Below are 18,547 nucleotides of genomic sequence, written 5' to 3' on the forward strand. Positions count from 1 at the left end.
CCACGCGGAAGATCCCTGTCGGAACTTGCTCCGCTGTCCCTTCCATCCGAATAGATGCCGACAGGTATTGAATGCCGCTGGTATTGACGCTATCTTGCGTCTGTCTTGGTGGCATTTCGTAGGCGGAATGGATCATGGGCCTCGCCCAGTATGCAGATGATGGATTGCTTGCACCCCGCAAGATCGCGGATGCATTTCGCACGACCAGCGAAGAGATCGCCCGCACCGCCGGACTCGGAAAGGACGCAATCCAGCGCAAGGACCGTGTTCGCTCGGACAGAACGCAGCGACGGCTGCGCGAGATGGTCGAGATCGTCAACAAGGTCGAACCACGCTTCGGCTCGGCGTTAATGGCCTACGCCTGGTACCGATCCGAGCCTCTATCCGGCTTCTGCGGCCAGACCGCTATGCAACTGGTCCGCAACGGTCGTGCCGACGAGGTGCTTGACTATATCGACGCTGTCGACGCCGGCGTCCACGCATAGTCGCACCCATGCATTATCAGGGAAAGCTCTATCGGGCGCTCAACCCGATCTATGCCCGTGAACCTTTGTCGGGGCGTGGCGCGGAACTCTACGGCGGACGCTTCAACCCGAAAGGTGTGCCGGCCCTTTACACATCTCTGACGATCATGACAGCCCTCAAGGAGGCCAACCAGGTCGGTACTCTGCAACCGACGACGTTGGTTTCCTACGATGCCGATATCGACCAAGTTTTCGACTGTCGTGATGATGCAGCCCTTCGGGCGCAGGGAATGGATGCGGCGGCACTGAGCGATCCCACCTGGCGTGACCAGATGAAGGTTTCGGGAGAAGCGCGCACACAAACATTCGCGCGCCACCTCGCCGCCCTGGGCTTTTGCGGACTGGTCGTGAAGAGCTTCGCACCTGCGGCAACGGAAGATGATCTCAATCTCGTTCTCTGGGCGTGGGGCAGCGCAACGCCGAGCCGCCTGGTCCTGATCGATGACGAAGACAGACTGTCACGCTAGTTTGCTCGCAATAGGATCGGTACGCCCTCTTGCTCGGCGCATACGCTCCATGAATGCGTGAAGAAAGCCGAGTTCGCCAGCGACAAGCGTGCAGGTTTGCCAAGTGACGTCGCGGAAAAGATGAAGGCTCTGGAGAGGGAGAACCGCGGGCTTCGCCACAAGTAGCCAGAGGGTTTACTGTAGACGGTCTCCTAACCGCCCTTGGTTTTCATCGCGTCAGTCACCTTGCGCTTGACCGGATCGGCGTTGATCTCGCCCAATGCAACTTGATGGGTATCCGGGTCATCCTTTGCTGGCATATAGCCTCTCGGTCTGTTCTCCTGTGGGCCTTCTGGTCCGAAAGACGCCCGCTCGACAACACTTTCGATCGAAGCGGAGGCCGATCATCGTTGCCTTCCGCCGACACACACTGTTGCCGCTGGATGACTGCCACCTACATGACGCACATGTTCGACATGCGTTGTCGCGAGAACGGGATCGAACACAGGCTCACCAAAATCAAGCATCCCTGAACCAACGGCCACGTCGAGCGAATGAACCGAACGATCAAGGAAGCGACTGTCAAACGTGACCACTACGACAGCCATGCCCAGCTAACCGCCCACCTTCATGATTTCGTTGACGCCTACAATTACGGCCGGCGGCTAAAGACGCTGCGCGGCCTGACGCCCTACGAATACATCGGCAAAATCTGGGCAACAGAGCCAAAACGGTTTGAACTCAACGCACCATCAAATGCCGTGACTAAACGGGGCTCATGTCCCAGTTCAACATGGCTCGCTTGAGCAGATGATCGAACACGCCCGGATCATTCATGGCAAAGTCTCCCCCCGAGGCTATTTCGATCAACCCGACCGCTGTCAGCCGACGCTCTTCCAATCGATGATCTTCCGAAGAGTGGAGATGAACTTCTCCCTCTCCTCGTCGCTGAGATCTCCGAAAACTTCCGCATCGACGGCATTCATCAAAGTGGACTGACGATTGACAAGGTCATGTCCGGCCGCCGTCAGTTCAAGACCGACGCAGCGCCGATCTTCCGGAGGCACGACGCGGCGCAACAGGTTCCCCTTTTCCAGCGCGGCAACCAGACGGCTCATGCTGGGCCATGTGATGCGATAAAGATCGGCCAGCAGCCCTTGGGAAATACCTGGATTGAGAGCGACTGCTTTCAGAACCGTAAAGTCGCTAAGGCTGACCCGACCGCCTTTGTCTCTGATGAGAGCATATTGCTTCTCCCGGCTCATTAGTTGGGCAATGTGCAGAAGAAAACCGGCGGAGTACCAGAGCTCTCCCAGATCGATCATTCGCTCCGGCGAGGCCTCGACAACATCACGGTTAGTAGCGATTTCAGAGCTCACGGGAATTCTCTTCAGATAAAATAATTTCAAATGGAATAATTACGCGAACAACAATAAAAAGACAAGCCATGACAGGCCTTGGAAGGAGGAGGCTTGCTGGATCGTTCGGGCCAAAACGGACAATGAGACGCCACCGAGTGGCGTGAGGAGTATACAGGGAGCAGGGAGACCCAATATCCCAGTCACACAGGAATAGCGGCGGCTGGGCGCCACATCAGACCGGCCCTATGACCTATTCCGAAGCAGCGGACTACGTCATTACCACCAACCCGGCATATGAAGTCACGACAGCGACAATCCGCGGAATTGAATACAAAGCGTTCAAGAACGTACCGGACACTGTGCACGGCCTCACGGAAGAGGGTCGCGCGGCACATGATGGTGGCAAGGCCCACTATCTGCTTTTTGAGGGAGAGGGCTGGACCTTCGACGAATTCCGCCGCGACGTCTACCGTATTCGTCCGGAATGACCGGTCAGCCCAAGGGAGTCATCCTGACCCATCGTGCGCTGGGCGATCGAAGCCGACTTCGCGATCGCTACACCACGCTCGAGAAGCAAACTTCGCATCTGCGAGATCAGGGCGACACGATGATTGAGCAGCCTCTGCCGAGCACGGTGGAGGCCTTGGATGTCCTGCTGGATAATCGATGTCTTCGGCACGCAGCGCATGTGTGGCTGTTGAACAGCAATGCATATTGCCTGGGCATCGTTGCCGTCATTCTTCTGGCCCTTCAAGAACGGCTTCACATACTGCGGCGCGATGATCTTCACAGCATGCCCCTGAGTTTCAAAATGCCGCTGCCAGTGAAAGGCACCCGTGCAAGCTTCGATCCCGATCAGGCATGGCGGCAATGCCTTGAAGAATCCAACGACATCGTCGCGGCTCACCGTCGCGCCTGCACCAATCGCGGCCCGGCCCCGCAAATCCGGCAGATTGAGTTATATTTTGCTTATTTTCCACAAAATAAACCTAGGATTCACTGGTAGAAGCACATAGCAGGTTTTGCAGTCAACTTGCCTTGGGGCAAAGCGCCTTTGCGAACTCACGAGCGATGAAATCGAGGAAGCTGCGCGTCTTTGCCGGAAGATTCCCCCTGTTCGGATAGACGGCCAGAAAGGGCACCGTCACGCTCGTGATATCCGCCAGCACCTGCTCCAGAATGCCGCTTTCAATGTCATGACGCGCAAGCCACAGGGGCAGGAAAACATAACCCAATCCTTCCCGGGCAGCATCAAGAAGCAACAGTTCATTGACACTTCTGAGCACCGGCCTGAAGCGGAGCCGAATAATATCCCCTTGGCTTTTCAGCTGGATTTGACCATCTGCTCCATAGTGGGAATAGGCAAGAAATGCCTGCCCCTCAAGATCGTCCACCGTGGCGGGTCTGCCAACCTTTTCCAGAAAGGAAGGAGAGGCCACCAGCACGAACATGTTGTCTGGAAGCTTTCGGGCAATCAGGCCCTCGTCGGGCTTGAGTGTGCTTCGAAGGCCGAGGTCAAAGCCTTCCTCAACAAGGTTCACCATGCGGCCGCTGAAATCCAGATCCAGAACGACATCAGGAAATTGCTCCGTATAGCGGGCAATGAGACGCGTGAACGGGCTTGTGGCCATCCAGATCGGCAGGCTGATTTTCAGCACCCCGCGGGGATTGATATTCGCCTGGCTGACCCGCGCTTCGACCTCATCCAGCCCCTCCAGCAATACACGGACCTGATGGCGATAATCGACCCCCGTCTCGGTGAGGCTGACATTGCGGCTGGTGCGGTTCAAAAGCCGAGAACCCAGACGCTGCTCCAGATGCTGGATGTGCTTGCTTGCCATGGCTGGCGACATCGAAAGTCGTTCGGCGGCTGCCGAAAAGCTCTTGCATTCCGCAACGGTGATGAACACGCGCAGGCTGGTTAATGTGTCCATGATTAACTCACGCGAAATGCTGATTATCGAAGGCGCCGGCTGATTGTCTCGCGCTTAATCTATATCTGTTACCTGCACCGAGCATCAGAATGCGAAAACGGCCATAATCCTGGCTGCAAGGGCTCTGAGCATCGTTCAAGAAAAGCACAAGGTCAGGCATTTGATGCATCGGTTCGCAGTATTTAGGGGGCTGGATGTTTCCAGGTTGATAGCGCCGAGATCTGTAGTCGTTCTGACCGTGATCCTGTCGATGCTGACGAGTTGTGCTCGCTGGCCGTCGCAGATGCAGCCAATTGTTCTTCCGCAAGCCCCGCAAGAAACTCTCAGCATGGTGGTGGCCACGACACGTGCCAAGAGCGATGATCCGAAAATCGGTTATTCCGGCGAACGAGGTTCTGAACTTAGTATTGAAAATGTCGTTGTCTCCGTACCGGTCTCGGCGGCCCGAAAGCCGGGAGAGGTTGATCTTCCATCCCGATTCGAGAAGCTAGACCCGGACAAAGCCTTTTTGGTGACCAAGACGCAGCCGATGAACGAGGCCAGCATCCATGGCTGGTACAAGGATTTCATCGGCCCCAAACGGCGCGTGCTCATCTTTGTTCATGGTTTCAATTACAGCTATTACGAATCAGTCATCCGTTTCGCTCAAATTGCCTCTGATCTGCGTGTCGATGTGGCTCCCGTGCTGTTTTCCTGGCCTTCGCGCGCAAATCCCTTGGATTATCCTTATGACCGGGAAAGCGTTACCTATTCCCGCTTTGGGCTGGATACAGTTCTGGAAAAGACGATAAACGAACCGGACGTCAGTGAGGTGACGATTCTTGCCCATTCGATGGGAAGTTGGCTGACGATGGAATCGCTGCGCGATATTGCCATGAAACACGGTAGCGTTTCATCCAAGATCAGCGACGTGATTCTCGCAGCTCCGGATATCGACATTGATGTATTCCGCCGTCAACTGGTCGAACTCGGTGCGAAACGTCCGAGGATCACCATCTTTTCTTCGCAGGAAGATAAGGCTTTGAAGATATCTCGCTTCTTCGCCGGCGATGTGGATCGTCTCGGCGGCTCTGATCTGCGTGCCTACCGCAAGGAACTGGAAGCGGAGAAAATCAACTTCATCGATGCAACTGATTTCAGGGACAGCGGCGCCCTGGGCCACAACGCCTTCGCCGAATCCTCGGAAATGCTTCATATATTAGCGAAACAACTATCGACGCAGTCACTCACCGCATCTCGCAAGAGCCAGGACGACACCCAGTAGCGGTGACGACGCATGATAGCAGCTCACCTGTTATCATGCGTCATGGAATGGGCGGATGAGCGAGGTTGCGCCACAAGCCATGAAACTTGAGGTGCGGCGGCCAATCGGGATGGGGTTCCATTCCGGATCCCCACCATCATATGGCGCTGGGCGCCTGAACTCGCCCCTTAACGCCCTGCCTTGTCTGTCCATTCCGGCGGCGCCCCAACCATACCAGCCACCATGCCCGGCACGCCCGGCGCGCGGCCAAAGCGATCGCAAGCTGCATATTTGGGCTTTCCACCGAAGAATGCATTGACCCTCTGCGCCGACGGCAGGCTAAGGTCGAGCATGGATGGGGCCTTGCCCTTGATCAGAAGTTGCCCGAAACTGTCGCCATAGGACGTTGCCAATGCATAGGCATCACCAACTTCCGAAAGGCGCGGACTGTTGGTGATGGAGTTGGCACCTCTCGCCCACACCAGGGCAGCGCGCTGCTGGCCAGCCGCGTTCTGCACCTCACCTTCGACGGCAAGACCACCAAGACCAAACGGAAGGCGCGGCACGCTCACGGGCAGGACGAAGCTGGTACCTAGGGAGGTGGCAGCCGACAGGCCGGCCATGGTCTTGTTGGTCGGGACGATGTTGGTGATGACGTTATGAACCGTGAGGTCCGCGGGCGCGTTTTCCGGCACGATCTCGTAGCGGTCGCTAAGGGCGACACACACTGCCCGGTCCAGTGCATTGGTGACGAGGGCACGATCCTGCGGCTTTTTGATCTGGCTGGCGGCGGTCGGCGAAAAGGATGTTGGCAGGATCTTGACGGTCTTGGCGGCCGAAAGCGACGGCTTGTCGGCGTAACTGCGGGACTTCGAGAGGGTGCCTTGCTCCTTGCCGAGATTGCTGTAGGTGGACAGTGCACCATTTTCCGTCAGCGCCACGCTGGTGCATGAGCTTGCCAGAAAAGCCAGCGGTACAAGGCGGCTAGCGAGTTTCAGAACAAGATGAGGCTGGCTTGATCGAGGCAAATGGCCGGAAACGCCATGAATGCCTGAGGATGAATAAGACTTTTTCGTCTGCATGATTTGCCTTGGTTGTCCATTTTAGGGCCGAAGGAGAGCAGGTCGTGAAAGCGCCAAGGTGGCCGAACTTCAGACTTGATCTTCTTCGGCAGGTTCTTGGGATCGCGTATCGCCTGCAGTGGCTCCATTCCTAGAGTTTCGACTGGCAAGACAACCACTGTCCGGCTACCCTCTCGGGTCTTCCTCCAGAGGAGCATTCCAGGGCTGAAACTCCGGCCAAGCGATTGAAATAGCGCGATAAACTGCAATGAGATGCGAAGAGAGGCTTGACGGAAATTACGAACCAGTTCCAGGAGCCTCGACAAAGCCGATTGCAGCCGTTCGCTGTTCCTCGCATCCTTCGGGAAAATTGTGGAGAGGCCCAAACGATCGAGCGTCTTTGGGACCTTCTTCAAAGGCCAGGTACTGCATGAGGTGTGGCAGCGTCCCCCGATCTACGGTGTTGAACGGCAGCGTCGATGCCTCTGCATCGTTCTCAGGTTTTTCGCCTTGTATCTCATCTGGATCGCCTCATACCATTTCAACACGATGATCGAGCCGTCACCCTAGATGGTCGAACCGGCGCGATCACCCGGCCAATCATTGAATCAGCATTTCGGAAGAGTTGATGAACCCGGAGGAGACAAGGCGCTGAGAGCCTTCACAGCTTTGCGTTCGCAGCAGATTGGCGCACGGCGATCCAGAAGGAAGAAAGCCCTGATAGAAGGATGACGGCGAGGCCCACGAGGCTCCAGGCATCCGGCCACTGCCCGAAGACAGCCACTCCTGCCACCGTGGCAGCAATCAGCTGCGAATACATGAGAGGCGCAACCCAGGTGCTGGGCGCCATGCGGCTGGACACGACAATGAGGTAATTGCCGAGAGCGGATCCGAGGGCGCTCAGGCAGATCAGGAACAGGTTGGCAGGGGTTGGATCCGGCAGATCCGTGGCAAGCCCGAGTGGCGCAGTAACCACCGCGCCAATGACGAGTTGCGACGCAAGCATGAAGCGCGGCTCGTAGCGGCCTGAAAGCCAGCGGGTTGCGGCCAGATAGGAGCCGTGCAGGCAGCCTGCCAGCAGGGCCAGCAGAATGCCTTCGCGCACACCAAAGCCTGGTTTGACCACGAGAAGAACCCCGAGAAAGCTGAGGCCCAGCAGGACTGAGCGCGACACGGTAACCTTTTCGCCGAGGAGCAGAGCCGCGAGAACATAGGAGACAATCGGGCCCACGAAAAACACGCCGAAAACGTTGGCAATCGGTTCGCTGCGCAAGGCAGTCACGAAAGTGCAGATGGCACATGTGATGAGCAGACCCCGGAAGATGACAGGCCAATGCAGTAGCTGCCTTTTTGCATTGCCCAGTCCCCCCAGCACCGTGATCAGCACCAGCCCGGCAATGGTAAACCGCGACCAGGCAACGAAGAAGGGGCTAACGCCCTGCACAGTCAGCAGCTTTCCGGACGTATCGCCAGGACGATGCAGCACATCGCATCAAAGACGATTGTAATCGTTTTCAAGTATTGCATATTCATTGTCTTTCCGGCCGAAAGCGCCCCACATCAATTAAATTCGGATTCTATGGAGACTTGATATTCAGGAAACGAGACAGTGACGCGGTCCGTTTTGGCAATAGCAATGCCCGCATGGAAAGAAGTCTGTGGCACGCCAAGCAGCAGGGAATGAACGGTGCCCGGCAGCGAGAGCGGCGTTCCATCAAAATGTGCAGCGATTGTCTGCAGGGCATCGAGACGCAGATGATTGCGCCCGGCCCTGAAGCGCAAGGGCTGTACCACAGCTCCATGTTTCTCCAGTGTCACCGTGGCTTCAACATCTTCCGGCAACGGACCCAGAAACAGGGCCGGATAAACCGGCCCGCCTTGGACATTGATACACATAGTGGCAACGAGTTCCGCCTCCCGTGTGATCTAAAGGGTCGTCTGGCGAAGCGTTATCCCTTCCCCATTCAGAAGCAGTGAGCCAAGGCTACCGCGATAGAACCAGATCGGTTGGGCCCGCTCGGGAAACGACCGCTGCCCTTGCGCTATTGGCACCAATACCACCGCAGATCCTAGGCTTTCTGGATGGCTCCTTGCAGGCAGATGCGCCCCTGATAACTGCCCTTGCGAAAGTTGTTGCGACTACGCGCCCCGATCTGGTGCTGACACATGCGCCCAACGACTATTACCCTGATCATCGAGCGTTATCCTCAGCCGCTCTTCAGCCCGACGCACTGGGTCGATGTTACAGCCTACTGGGAAGCGACGGAGAAAGCCATTCTTGCCCACACCACGCAGGAACCGCAGCGATGTATGCCGACGGTCAACGGCCAGGCTGGATTTCGCGCACGGGATGATTGAGCAAGACCTGCAGCTACAGACTGTAAAACTCGTCTGCTGTCATCCGTTCGCCGAAGGACATAGAAAATCTTCCACTTGCTGTCCCGTTTTCATACGGGACGTCCCGAAAGGTCGACCATGAGGAACCGCAACGCATCTTGGCACCGAATTTCCGATCCGGTGCCGTCATGCCTCCAGCAAGTTGTCAATCAAGCACAAGCTGCCTCTGATCGAAGAGCTGCGGAGAGGGACAGTGTCATTGTGATCCCCACCGGATCCACGCCAGTCAGGTTGCCCCTTCCATCCTGCTGCAGATGGCGGCCCGCCTCTTCGAACAGCATCCCATCAGATGTCGTCAGATGGTAGCACAGAAGACGGGCCGAGTGATCAGGTGCGCGGCGTGCGCCGCGCCCAGCCCAGAGGTTTACGGCAAGCCTGTGGGTGTAGGAAGCACCCGCACCCATATCGGCCATGCCCATTGATGGCAGTGTCAGGTTTCGCACAAAGCCCAGCTTCTCGAACCATGAGAGAGCGGGTTCCAGTTCAGGAACATGGAAATGAACGTGAGCTACAATCGTGCCCGCAGCAATGGATGCAGTCTCGTCAGTTCCTTTCGCTGCCGCAAATTCTGCCTGCAGGTCCAGTGGATCACGACCGCTGCGCATGCGTCCTTCGCTGTCGATCATGGCGAACTGGCCGCCCGAATTGTCGAAACGAAGAAAGCGCTCGGGCGTTTCGAAGGCAATCTCGATCCCATGTCCATCCGGATCGTTAAGATAGATTGCCTTCGACATCGTATGATCGACCGGCGATACGGGCAGGCGTAAGCGTTGGAAGCGGCTAAGAAGACGGGAAAATTCCACCTGAGACGGAACCCCGAAGGCCACGTGGTACATGCCGGTTACACCACGCAGAACCGGAAGGCTCGCTCCGGGCCGCAGAATGACCAGAGTGCGCTCCGCAGTGCCAAGAGCAACGCCGGTTCCGCGATCGGGACGGCGAACAAATCCGAGTGCGCCCGTCCAGAATTGTATGGCGCGATCAAGGTCGGTGACCGACAGTTCCACTGCACCCCAGTTCAGGCGTTCGGCAAGGCCATCGGCCTTGAGGTTTCGGGAGAGCCTGAGGGCCTCGGTATCCATGTCGGTCATTCCTTGGACGTCAGTTTTAACGGGGCAGGATCGGTGCCTTGCGGGAACGGCCCCAGATCACCAGCACCGCCAGCACAACGTAGATTACGTTAAAGGGAAGCGGAGCGAATTCACCACGAATGGCGTGGAAGGGAATCGCCAGAGCTTGGATGGCAAGAAGCCCGACAGCCGCCAGAACGGTGAGGTTCGGCTTGATGCGGGTTGCAGCCGGCAGGATCAGACCGATGACGCCGAGCAGTTCCATGATACCGATGAAGCGGACCAGAGCAATTGGTGCCTCAGACATCCAGACCGCACCCATGGCAGCCGCTTCTTGCGGCGAGAGGAGCAGGTGCATCCAGACACCCATGAGATAAAGCACTGCAAGCGCGATTTGCGCCACCCAAAGGCCAATGTTCCAGCGTGGACTCGATGGGGCATGCGTGGAAACAAGCGTTGACATGATTGGTCCTGTACCGTTGGGCCGCCACCATTCAGGAGGTTGCGGCACGATTGATGATGGACAGGACGGTATAACTTTCGTATCTTTTGATCATCGGCGACATTTTTGATGATATGTTTCCTCTGGAGATACAATATGGATGCGCTCCTTGGTCTCCGCGTTTTTGCCCTGGTGGCGGAATTGCGGAGTTTTTCAGCCGCTTCGGAGCGCCTTGGCCTGTCCCCTGCTATGACCAGCAAGCATGTCCAGCATGTCGAAGCCCGCGTAGGAGCAAGACTTCTGAACCGAACCAGCCGCAGCGTGAGTTTGACGGAAGCCGGAACGCGCTATCTGGCGACTGTTCGTACCCTCCTGGAGGGACTGGAACAGGCGGAGGCGGAGCTTTCGCAGACAACGGTTTCGCCGAAGGGAACGCTCAAAGTCAGCCTGCCTGTCTGGATGGCAAATCCCATCTTCGCAAAACTGATTGTGGCTTTCCATGAGCAATATCCGACCGTTACGCTGGATCTCGATCTGTCGGGGCGAAAGGTCAATCTTGTGGACGAAGGCTTCGATCTTGCCCTGCGTGTGACGCCTTCACTGGACGAAGCTCTGATCGCCCGCCGCCTGACGACAATTCGGTTCGCTCTGGTCGGTACGTCCGAGCTTCTCGATCGTCTTGGCCGACCAAAGACAGTAGAAGAGGTGCATGGGAAACCATTGCTTGCCTACAGTTCTTTCGCAGCTGATGGCCGCATCCTCATGGGCAACGGACAGGATACGCGGGAACTATACCTCAATCCGGTCGTGCTCAGCGGCAATGAAACACTCCTCCATTTTATTGCGCGCGAGGGGCTGGCTCTGGCCATGATGCCCCACTGGCTGGTGCAGGAAGATCTCGCGACCGGGCGACTGGAAGCGATATTTCCCAAGAGCCTTTGGCCGGCCGTCACCTTGCATGCGGTCTATCCCAATCGCAGTTACTTACCGGCCAAAACACGCTGCTTCCTCGATTTTCTGATCGAGCAAGAACCGTTTCGCAACGAACCGCTTTCCATCTGAGCCTCGAACAGACTGACACCGCGCAGGCTAGCCCTTGGCCGGCTGCCATGCGTTTGAAACCGGCAGCCGCCCTCGCGGGAGCGGCTACAGGATGATAGCCTCAAGCAGCGGCGATGCTCAGTACCTTCAATGCAAGGAAATCGATCACCTGGGCATGGCCGAGATGCCGCGGCAGGTAACGCGTCAGATAGAAGCGAGCGGTGGCAATCTTGTCGTCGTGGAAGTCCGGGTCGTCAGCGCGTGATTGCAGGCTTAACGCGCCCATGCCCGCCCATTCCCGCGCCAAGGCGACCAGACCGAAGAGAACCAGATAATCGGTTGCCGCTTCGGCTGTCTGGAGCGGATCGCAGGCTGAGAGGGCACGGGTCGCTGCTTCCAGCGCATCAAGCGCCACAAGTCCGAGTGCGGCCTCGGGCAGAAGAGCCTCAGCGCGCGTCAGATCGGCCCGCACTTCGGCAAAGAATTGCCTCACGACCGAGCCGCCCGACAGCGGCAGCTTGCGCCCCACCAGATCCAGCGCCTGGATGCCGTTGGTTCCCTCGTAAATGGGTGCCACACGAATATCGCGCAGCCATTGTTCGGCGCCCCATTCACGGATGTAACCATGCCCGCCCATGATCTGGATGCCTAGGCTTGCCGCTTCAACCCCCGCATCGGTGGTAAAGGCCTTCACCACGGGGGTCAGCAATTGCAGGCGCACCGCATGGGCCTCGCGCTCTGCCACATCGCTTGCGGCATGGGCAAGATCCAGAGAGAGCCCGGCGCGCAGGGCCAGGGCGCGGCACCCCTGTACCAGCGCCTTCTGGGTTCTGAGCATGCGCTGAACATCCGGATGCCGATCGATCGGATCAGGACCTGGACCCGAAGAGCCGGGAGCCGAGCCCTGTCGCCGTTCGGCAGCATAGGCGCTGACAATCTGGTGCGACCCTTCGGCGGCGCAGACACCCTGCATGCCTGTGGTCAATCGGGCCGCATTCATCATGCGGAACATGGCCTTGAGGCCCGAATGCGGCGCCCCCACCAGCCAGCCGCGCGCGCCGTCATAATTCATGGAACAGGTGGCGGAGGATTTAAGCCCCATCTTGTGCTCTATGCCGGAACAGCTCACCGCATTGCGGCTGCCATCCTCCAGGTACTTCGGCACAAGAAACAGGCTGATCCCCCGGCTTCCCTCCGGCGCTCCCGGCAGGCGCGCCAGCACCAGATGCAGGATGTTGCGGGTCAGATCCGCCTCGCCGCCGGTAATGAAGATCTTGGCACCAGTGATGCGATAGGTCCCCTCGTCGTCCGGCTCGGCCTTCGTGCGCAGAAGGCCAAGATCGGAACCTGCATGCGGTTCCGTCAGGTTCATCGTTGGAAGCACCTCGCCGCTGGCAAGACGCGGCAACCAGAGCGCCTTTAGATCATCACTCGCGAAATCGCGGATCGTATTGAACGCTCCGTCGATCAGACCGCGGTACATCGCAAAGCCGATATTGGCGGTGGAAATCATCTCGTCCACCATCATGTGCAGCGTGTGCGGCAGCCCCTGCCCGCCATGATCCGGGTCCAGCGCAAGCCCCGCCCAGCCGCCGGCGGCAAACTGGGCGTAGGCTTCAGGAAAACCCTTCGGCGTCGTCACCACACCATCACGGATCACACAGCCTTCCTCGTCGCCGGAACGATTGAGCGGCGCAAGCACTCCCTCGGCCAGCTTCGCCGCCTCCTCCAGCACAGCCTCGAAAATATCCGGCGTCGCCTCGGCAAACCTATCGGTCTGCGAAAGTGCCGAAATGTCGAATACCTTCGAGATCAGGTAGCGGAAGTCCTTGAGAGGCGCTTTGTAGGTCATGGCAGGTTCCTTGGTATCAGCGGTAGGCGGCAGGCCAGATGCCCTGCTTGCCCGGAGCGAGAATGCCATTCGGGTCGAGAGCGTCCTTGATCCTGTTCAGCAGGCGCGGCAAGGCATGATCGCCGAAACTCAGCATGCCCGAGACCGTGTCCATATTCATCACATGCGCACGGTAATCCATGAAGCCGAGCTTGGCTCCTTCCTCGATCAATTTGCGAGAGGCGCGATAGGCGCGTTCCGTTTCCTCGGGGTTCGTTTTGTCGAAAACGATCAGGCTTCCCTGGATCACCGTGCGCGGATTGATCATCATCTGAACCGAGAAGTAATCAAACCCTGCCTCGGTGTCGAAGATGGTGCGCGCCATGTCATGGGCCTGTCGCATATGCCTTGCGGTCGCGGGCACCAGGAGCCCGTTGATGGTGTGCGCTCCGATACCCTGCCCCGGCCAGTGCACCACATCCAGCCCGGAGGGATCGGGCACCAGCGCCACCACCTTGTCCTGCGGCATCGGGATATTGTCGATGTCATCATAGGGCCAGCTTTGGGCATGCAGCATGCCGCCAATCTCGGCAAAGGCCTCCCGGCAAATCTCGATCTTGCGGGCGACAATGGCGTCATCTTCCCAGAAGCCGACATGCACCATCCAGCGCCCGCATTTGAATTCCCCGGCCAGATGCTGCAGCACAGGCTCCGGAACGGGGCCCGGTGCCCCTTGCGTGAACTGCGGCCGGTTGCCCACCATCAGGGCGACGGCTGCAGTGTTGTAGATACGCGGCGCGCCTTCGATGACTCGCTGGAGCTGCAGCTTGCGCATCACCTCGACGATGGGACCGATATCCGTCTCCTGCGGGAAGGCGGCGTTGAACCAGTGGAAGTTCTTCGGACGCGGAAGAAGATGCACGCCCATGCGGGTGACAATGCCGAAGTTGGATTGCAGGAACAGATGATCGATCGACGGGCCAAATCCGCGCTTGTAGGTGTGGAAGGTTTCCGCCCCCGGCAGTGCTCCCGGACCTGACCGCACCAGTTCGCCATTCGGCAACACGGCCTCCATTCCACAGAACACCTGCTGGTCAGCGGCCAGAGGCCCATAGATCACACCGTTCTCCAGCGAATTCCCGGTCACGCTGCCGCCGGCGAGATCCGGCGTCGGCCCCATCCACTTATAACCACCAGCCTTCAGGGCCAGATAAAGGTCCATGAAACTGACGCCCGGCTCGACAACGGCATAACCGAGTTCATCATTGATCTCGATCACCCGGTTCATGCGCCGGAGGTTTACCACGACGCAGCCTTCCGTGCGTGGTGCTGCGCCGCCATAGCCCTTGTTCATCCCCCGTGAGCAGGTCCAGATCGGAACGCGCATCTCGTTGGCAATCCGCACGATCGCCTGCACTTCCTCAGCGGACGCAGGCTGAACCATCGCAGCCGCATCGAATTCCGTCCAGTCCTCTGGCAAATAGGGATCGCGGAACTCGGCCAGGCTCGCGCCGGTCAGCACATGCTCGGCACCGATGGCAGCGCGGATCCGCTCCAGCGCCTCGTCGGTATGGGTCGAGATCGTTTCGATCCGGTTTTCGTGTTTCATGGTCTTCCTCCCATGGGCCTTGGGCCCCTCAATTCACAGCCAGTCCGCCGTCAAGCAGATGGGTCGAGCCGGTCATGCCGCTGGCACGGTCCGACAACAGAAAGGCGCAAGCTTCTGCCACTTCCTGCGCCGTGACGATGCGGCCAATCGGGTGCAAGCTGTTCAGCATCTGCACGAAGCCCTGATCGGCGAAGAGATGTTCCGTGCCCGGTGTGCGCACGAAACCAGGGCAGACCGCGTTGCAGCGAATACCCTGCCGACCGTAATCGACAGCCACGGACTTGGTGAGACCGACGATGCCATGCTTGGCCGCGATATAGGCCGGCATCGCCGGCTCCGCGAGAACACCGGCAAGCGAGGCCATGGTGACAATCGAACCGCCGCTTTCCAGCATATGGGGCAAGACAGCCTTGATGCTGTTGAAGCAACCCACCAGATTGACACCAATCACCGCGGCGAAGAATTCCGGCGTGCAATCCATCAATGGAGCGCGACCAAGAGCTCCGCCCGCATTCAGGACTGCACCATTGATCCCACCCATTTCAGCAGCGATCTGGGCGCAGATAGCTTTGAGCGCGTTAAAATCGGTGACATCTGCTCCGAAGGCCCGCGCCCCGTTGATCTGGGCCGCCAGAGCCTCGGCGGCGCGACCGTCACGGTCGAGGATCGCAACCCGGGCGCCCTCGCGCGCCGCCGCAAGCACCACCGCCTCGCCAATTCCCGCCGCACCGCCGGTGACCAGCACGACCTTGCCTGTCAGTTCTCCCATGACAGTCTCTCTCCCTCAGTGTCCAATCAGTGCGGCTCTGCAATTTTCAGAACGAGTTTACCCGGATCCTTCCCCGTAAACATAGTTGGCAGAAGGTCGGGTGCCTTTTCGAAGCCTTCCTGATGATTCTCCAGCGCACGCAACTTGCCCTCCATCGTCCATTGACCGAGCTGCTGAGCGGCAGCCGGAATCTGATCCGCATAGAAGAAAAGATGGATCCCCACCATGGTCAGGTGATTGTTGACCATCTGCATATAGTTGGAGGGGCCTTCGCACCTGGTGTCTTCATAGCCCTGGCTCATGGCGCCGCAGATGAGGATGCGACCGCGCGGTGCCATCAGCATGATCATCTCGTTGAGCATCTCGCCGCCGACATTGTCGAAATAGGCGTTGACGCCATCAGGAGCGAGCGCGCGGATCTGCTCGATGTAATCGGGCGCGCGATAATCGACGCAGTGGTCAGCGCCGGTGTTTTCCAGCACCCAGCGGCACTTGGCCGCTCCACCGGCAATGCCAATGACCTTCGCGCCTTTCAGCTTGGCAATCTGGCAGGCAAGGTTCCCCGTCGCGCCGGTCGCAGCAGAAATCACCACCGTCTCGCCCGCGGTGACATTGAGACCAGCCGTCACGCCGAAATAGGCGGTCAGGCCACCGACCCCGAAGATCCCGAGGTTCCACGACAGAGGATAGTCAGCGGGCGGCAAAATGCGCAGCGGCATCGGACCATCGGCCCGCATGATCGGGTAATCCTGCCAGGACATGAAACCTTCGACCATCTGTCCGGGCTTGTAATCGGGATGACGGCTTTCCACCACCTGCCCGATACCCATGGATTTCATGACTTCCCCAGGCATGATCGGGTCCATGTAGCCGCCGTCTTCCGTCAGCCAGATCCGCTGGCTGGCGTCAAAACCGAAATAAAGCGCGCGGACCAGAACGTCGCCCTCATCCAGCTGCGTGGGCGGTTTGCCTTCCACATAGTTGAAATCAGCGCGGCTTACCGGACCCACCGGACGCCGCTTCAGGACCCATTGGCGATTGACCGTCGCCGGCACCTCTAGGCTCATGCTCATTTGCCTGTTTCCTCCCTCTCAAGCGACTTCCGTCTGGCGTTTCCTGTATAGGTCGCGAAGATCTTTCTTCAGCACCTTGCCGACCGGGCTGCGCGGCAGACTTTCCACGAAGTCAACTGTCTTGGGAGTCTTGACCGAACCAAGCCGCTCCTTGCACATGGCCTGCAATTCAGCGGCCTCCACACTGTGCCCCGGCTTGAGTTCCACCACGGCCTTGACCGCCTCGCCCCAATCGGGATGCGGAACGCCGATCACCGCACAATCCATGACGGCGGGGTGCGACCAGATGACCTGCTCCAGTTCCGACGGATAGACATTGAAGCCGCCGGAAATGATCATGTCCTTCTTGCGATCGGTGATATGCAGATAGCCTTCGGCATCGATATGGCCAATATCGCCGGTGTGCAGCCAGCCATCGATGATCGTTTCGGCGGTCTTTTCCGGATTCTTGTAATAGCCCATCATGACGATATCGCCGCGTACGCAGATCTCGCCGGTTTCACCCTGTGCGAGGATTTTGCCGTCATCGTCCTGGATAGAGGTCTCATTGGTTATGGACGGCAGGCCGCAGGATTTCAGCCGCGCCTCTTCCGCTATGCTTCCGTTGCGGAAATGATCTCCCGGCCGCAGGAAGGCTATGGCACCGGGGCACTCGGTCTGGCCATAGCCCTGATGCATCACCGGTCCGAAGACCTGCAGCGCCTCGCGCAGCTTTTCGACAGACATGGGTGCTGCGCCATACATGATGAAGCGAAGACGCGAGAAATTGCGCTCGCGCACACCGGGCGTATCCAAAAGGCGATAGATCACCGTGGGCGGCAGGAAGAACTCCGTCACGCCCTCTCGCTCGACAATATCGAGAAGCAGGGATGGGTCCGGTTTGGTCATCACCACAACCCGGCCACCGCGGGCCGTTGCCGGAAGCGAAAGAAAACCGGCCGTATGGGTCATCGGAGCCGCAGCAAGATTGACGATTTCCTCCCCCGGAAGATAGGGCGTGTTGATAATGCCGTTCATGGCGGACACGATCAGGTTCCGGTGACTGACCATGACGCCCTTTGGCGCACCGGTCGTTCCGCCGGTCGGCATGATGGCCGCCAGATCTTCCTCGGCTGGACCACGGGTCAGCGGCTGTGCCTGCATGTCCGCAACAAAATCCGCAAGAGATACGGCCCCCGGTACGTCACCATCAATGCAGATCAGTGTCTTGAGGCGCGGTGACTTCGCCCGGATGTCTGCAATCAGCGGCGCGAACATGGCCTTGAAGAACAGAACCTCGACATCGAAACCATCGATCAGGAACACATGATCAGCCAGCGGCGCGCGCGGGTTGAGCGGCACCCAGACCTGACCGGCCCGCCAGATCGCCAGCACGCAAAGCCAGGCCGCGGGATCATTGTCGGCCAGCACGGCGCATTTGGTTTCGGTGCCGAGCCCTGATTTGGCGAGAGCCTGCGCCACCCGGTAGGTTTGGTCCTGCGCGGCGCCGAACGTCCAGTTTTTGCCATCCATTGTATAGGCAATCCGGTCGCGCCCCAGGCTTGCGCCACGGTCGAAAAGGGAAATCAGTGACATGCGCGCCCTCCCATGCTGTGCAGTGTCTTTTTGTCCTGCGCAGAAAACACCAGGTTGGTGGCCAAAGCCTCCCCCCCGTCTTATGGGGGGACGGCGCCACACTTGCGCCACGGGATGACTCGTTTAAAGTCAGGCCAATTCGGGTCAGGCGTGGCCCGTATAAGGTGCAGG

Annotated in this window: 18 protein-coding genes and 3 pseudogenes; 8 read left to right on the forward strand and 13 right to left on the reverse strand. The window is 58.6% G+C overall.

The features are described 5' to 3' along the window. Positions 1-134: 134 nt before the first annotated feature. From E8M78_RS05635 to E8M78_RS05650, 4 genes and pseudogenes are all read left to right on the forward strand, one after another. Complete coding sequence (locus tag E8M78_RS05635) at positions 135-485, forward strand: antitoxin Xre/MbcA/ParS toxin-binding domain-containing protein (protein ID WP_137134142.1); 351 nt, start codon at positions 135-137, stop codon at positions 483-485. An 8-nt stretch (positions 486-493) separates the two neighbouring features. Continuing rightward, the gene (locus E8M78_RS05640; protein ID WP_137134143.1) at positions 494-991 is read left to right on the forward strand and encodes an RES family NAD+ phosphorylase; all 498 of its coding nucleotides are present in this window, start codon (positions 494-496) and stop codon (positions 989-991) included. Between the two features lie 30 nt (positions 992-1,021). Further along, positions 1,022-1,147, forward strand: a pseudogene (locus E8M78_RS05645) (IS3 family transposase); the annotation flags it as partial. Between the two features lie 287 nt (positions 1,148-1,434). Continuing rightward, positions 1,435-1,735 (forward strand): annotated as a pseudogene (locus E8M78_RS05650) (integrase core domain-containing protein); the annotation flags it as partial. Between the two features lie 116 nt (positions 1,736-1,851). Here the strand turns inward: E8M78_RS05650 and E8M78_RS05655 are convergent. After that, positions 1,852-2,349 (reverse strand): MarR family transcriptional regulator, encoded by a 498-nt coding sequence (locus tag E8M78_RS05655; RefSeq protein WP_137134144.1) that lies wholly within the window; start codon positions 2,347-2,349, stop codon positions 1,852-1,854. 227 nt (positions 2,350-2,576) lie between these two features. Between E8M78_RS05655 and E8M78_RS05660 the strand changes: the two genes are divergently transcribed. Then, positions 2,577-2,819: a hypothetical protein gene (locus tag E8M78_RS05660; RefSeq protein WP_170973326.1), complete on the forward strand. Its 243-nt coding sequence runs from the start codon at positions 2,577-2,579 to the stop codon at positions 2,817-2,819. A 29-nt stretch (positions 2,820-2,848) separates the two neighbouring features. On the opposite strand, the pseudogene E8M78_RS05665 reads toward E8M78_RS05660, so the two are convergent. Together E8M78_RS05665 and E8M78_RS05670 are read right to left on the reverse strand one after the other, a co-directional pair. Then, positions 2,849-3,202, reverse strand: a pseudogene (locus E8M78_RS05665) (transposase); the annotation flags it as partial. A gap of 157 nt (positions 3,203-3,359) precedes the next feature. Next, entirely contained in the window at positions 3,360-4,265 is a 906-nt protein-coding gene (locus E8M78_RS05670) for a LysR family transcriptional regulator (protein WP_137134145.1), read from the reverse strand. A gap of 205 nt (positions 4,266-4,470) precedes the next feature. Here E8M78_RS05670 and E8M78_RS05675 point away from each other — a divergent pair, with 205 nt between their 5' ends. After that, entirely contained in the window at positions 4,471-5,529 is a 1,059-nt protein-coding gene (locus E8M78_RS05675) for an alpha/beta fold hydrolase (RefSeq protein ID WP_170973327.1), read from the forward strand. 167 nt (positions 5,530-5,696) lie between these two features. On the opposite strand, the gene E8M78_RS05680 is transcribed toward E8M78_RS05675, so the two are convergent. The 3 genes from E8M78_RS05680 to E8M78_RS05690 form a co-directional block, all read right to left on the reverse strand. Next, the gene (locus E8M78_RS05680; protein WP_137134147.1) at positions 5,697-6,590 is read right to left on the reverse strand and encodes a DUF3313 domain-containing protein; all 894 of its coding nucleotides are present in this window, start codon (positions 6,588-6,590) and stop codon (positions 5,697-5,699) included. 640 nt (positions 6,591-7,230) lie between these two features. Further along, positions 7,231-8,055, reverse strand: coding sequence for a DMT family transporter (locus E8M78_RS05685; protein ID WP_205910222.1), 825 nt, complete (start codon positions 8,053-8,055; stop codon positions 7,231-7,233). A 74-nt stretch (positions 8,056-8,129) separates the two neighbouring features. Continuing rightward, a complete protein-coding gene (locus E8M78_RS05690; RefSeq protein WP_137134148.1) occupies positions 8,130-8,387 on the reverse strand; it encodes a hypothetical protein in 258 nt (85 codons plus the stop codon). 348 nt (positions 8,388-8,735) lie between these two features. Between E8M78_RS05690 and E8M78_RS23750 the strand changes: the two genes are divergently transcribed. Further along, positions 8,736-8,927, forward strand: coding sequence for a hypothetical protein (locus tag E8M78_RS23750; protein ID WP_246658238.1), 192 nt, complete (start codon positions 8,736-8,738; stop codon positions 8,925-8,927). 188 nt (positions 8,928-9,115) lie between these two features. Here the strand turns inward: E8M78_RS23750 and E8M78_RS05700 are convergent, their stop codons facing one another. After that, the gene (locus E8M78_RS05700) at positions 9,116-10,048 is read right to left on the reverse strand and encodes a VOC family protein (RefSeq protein WP_137134150.1); all 933 of its coding nucleotides are present in this window, start codon (positions 10,046-10,048) and stop codon (positions 9,116-9,118) included. Positions 10,049-10,073: 25 nt separating this feature from the next. Further along, a complete protein-coding gene (locus E8M78_RS05705; protein ID WP_137134151.1) occupies positions 10,074-10,499 on the reverse strand; it encodes a DoxX family protein in 426 nt (141 codons plus the stop codon). Positions 10,500-10,634: 135 nt separating this feature from the next. Between E8M78_RS05705 and E8M78_RS05710 the strand changes: the two genes are divergently transcribed. After that, positions 10,635-11,540 (forward strand): LysR family transcriptional regulator, encoded by a 906-nt coding sequence (locus E8M78_RS05710; protein ID WP_137134152.1) that lies wholly within the window; start codon positions 10,635-10,637, stop codon positions 11,538-11,540. A 100-nt stretch (positions 11,541-11,640) separates the two neighbouring features. On the opposite strand, the gene E8M78_RS05715 is transcribed toward E8M78_RS05710, so the two are convergent. From E8M78_RS05715 to E8M78_RS05735, 5 genes are read right to left on the reverse strand one after another with little or no spacing between them, the layout of a single operon-like run. Next, the gene (locus E8M78_RS05715) at positions 11,641-13,371 is read right to left on the reverse strand and encodes an acyl-CoA dehydrogenase family protein (protein ID WP_137134153.1); all 1,731 of its coding nucleotides are present in this window, start codon (positions 13,369-13,371) and stop codon (positions 11,641-11,643) included. Between the two features lie 16 nt (positions 13,372-13,387). After that, positions 13,388-14,959: an FAD-binding oxidoreductase gene (locus E8M78_RS05720; RefSeq protein ID WP_137134154.1), complete on the reverse strand. Its 1,572-nt coding sequence runs from the start codon at positions 14,957-14,959 to the stop codon at positions 13,388-13,390. 28 nt (positions 14,960-14,987) lie between these two features. Further along, positions 14,988-15,728, reverse strand: a complete 741-nt coding sequence (locus E8M78_RS05725) for an SDR family oxidoreductase (protein ID WP_137134155.1) — start codon at positions 15,726-15,728, stop codon at positions 14,988-14,990. 26 nt (positions 15,729-15,754) lie between these two features. Next, the gene (locus tag E8M78_RS05730; RefSeq protein ID WP_205910223.1) at positions 15,755-16,801 is read right to left on the reverse strand and encodes an NADP-dependent oxidoreductase; all 1,047 of its coding nucleotides are present in this window, start codon (positions 16,799-16,801) and stop codon (positions 15,755-15,757) included. Positions 16,802-16,819: 18 nt separating this feature from the next. Beyond that, the gene (locus tag E8M78_RS05735; protein WP_137134156.1) at positions 16,820-18,376 is read right to left on the reverse strand and encodes an AMP-binding protein; all 1,557 of its coding nucleotides are present in this window, start codon (positions 18,374-18,376) and stop codon (positions 16,820-16,822) included. Positions 18,377-18,547 lie beyond the last annotated feature (171 nt).

This window comes from Rhizobium sp. FKY42 (assembly GCF_005222835.1).
Lineage (GTDB): Bacteria > Pseudomonadota > Alphaproteobacteria > Rhizobiales > Rhizobiaceae > Neorhizobium.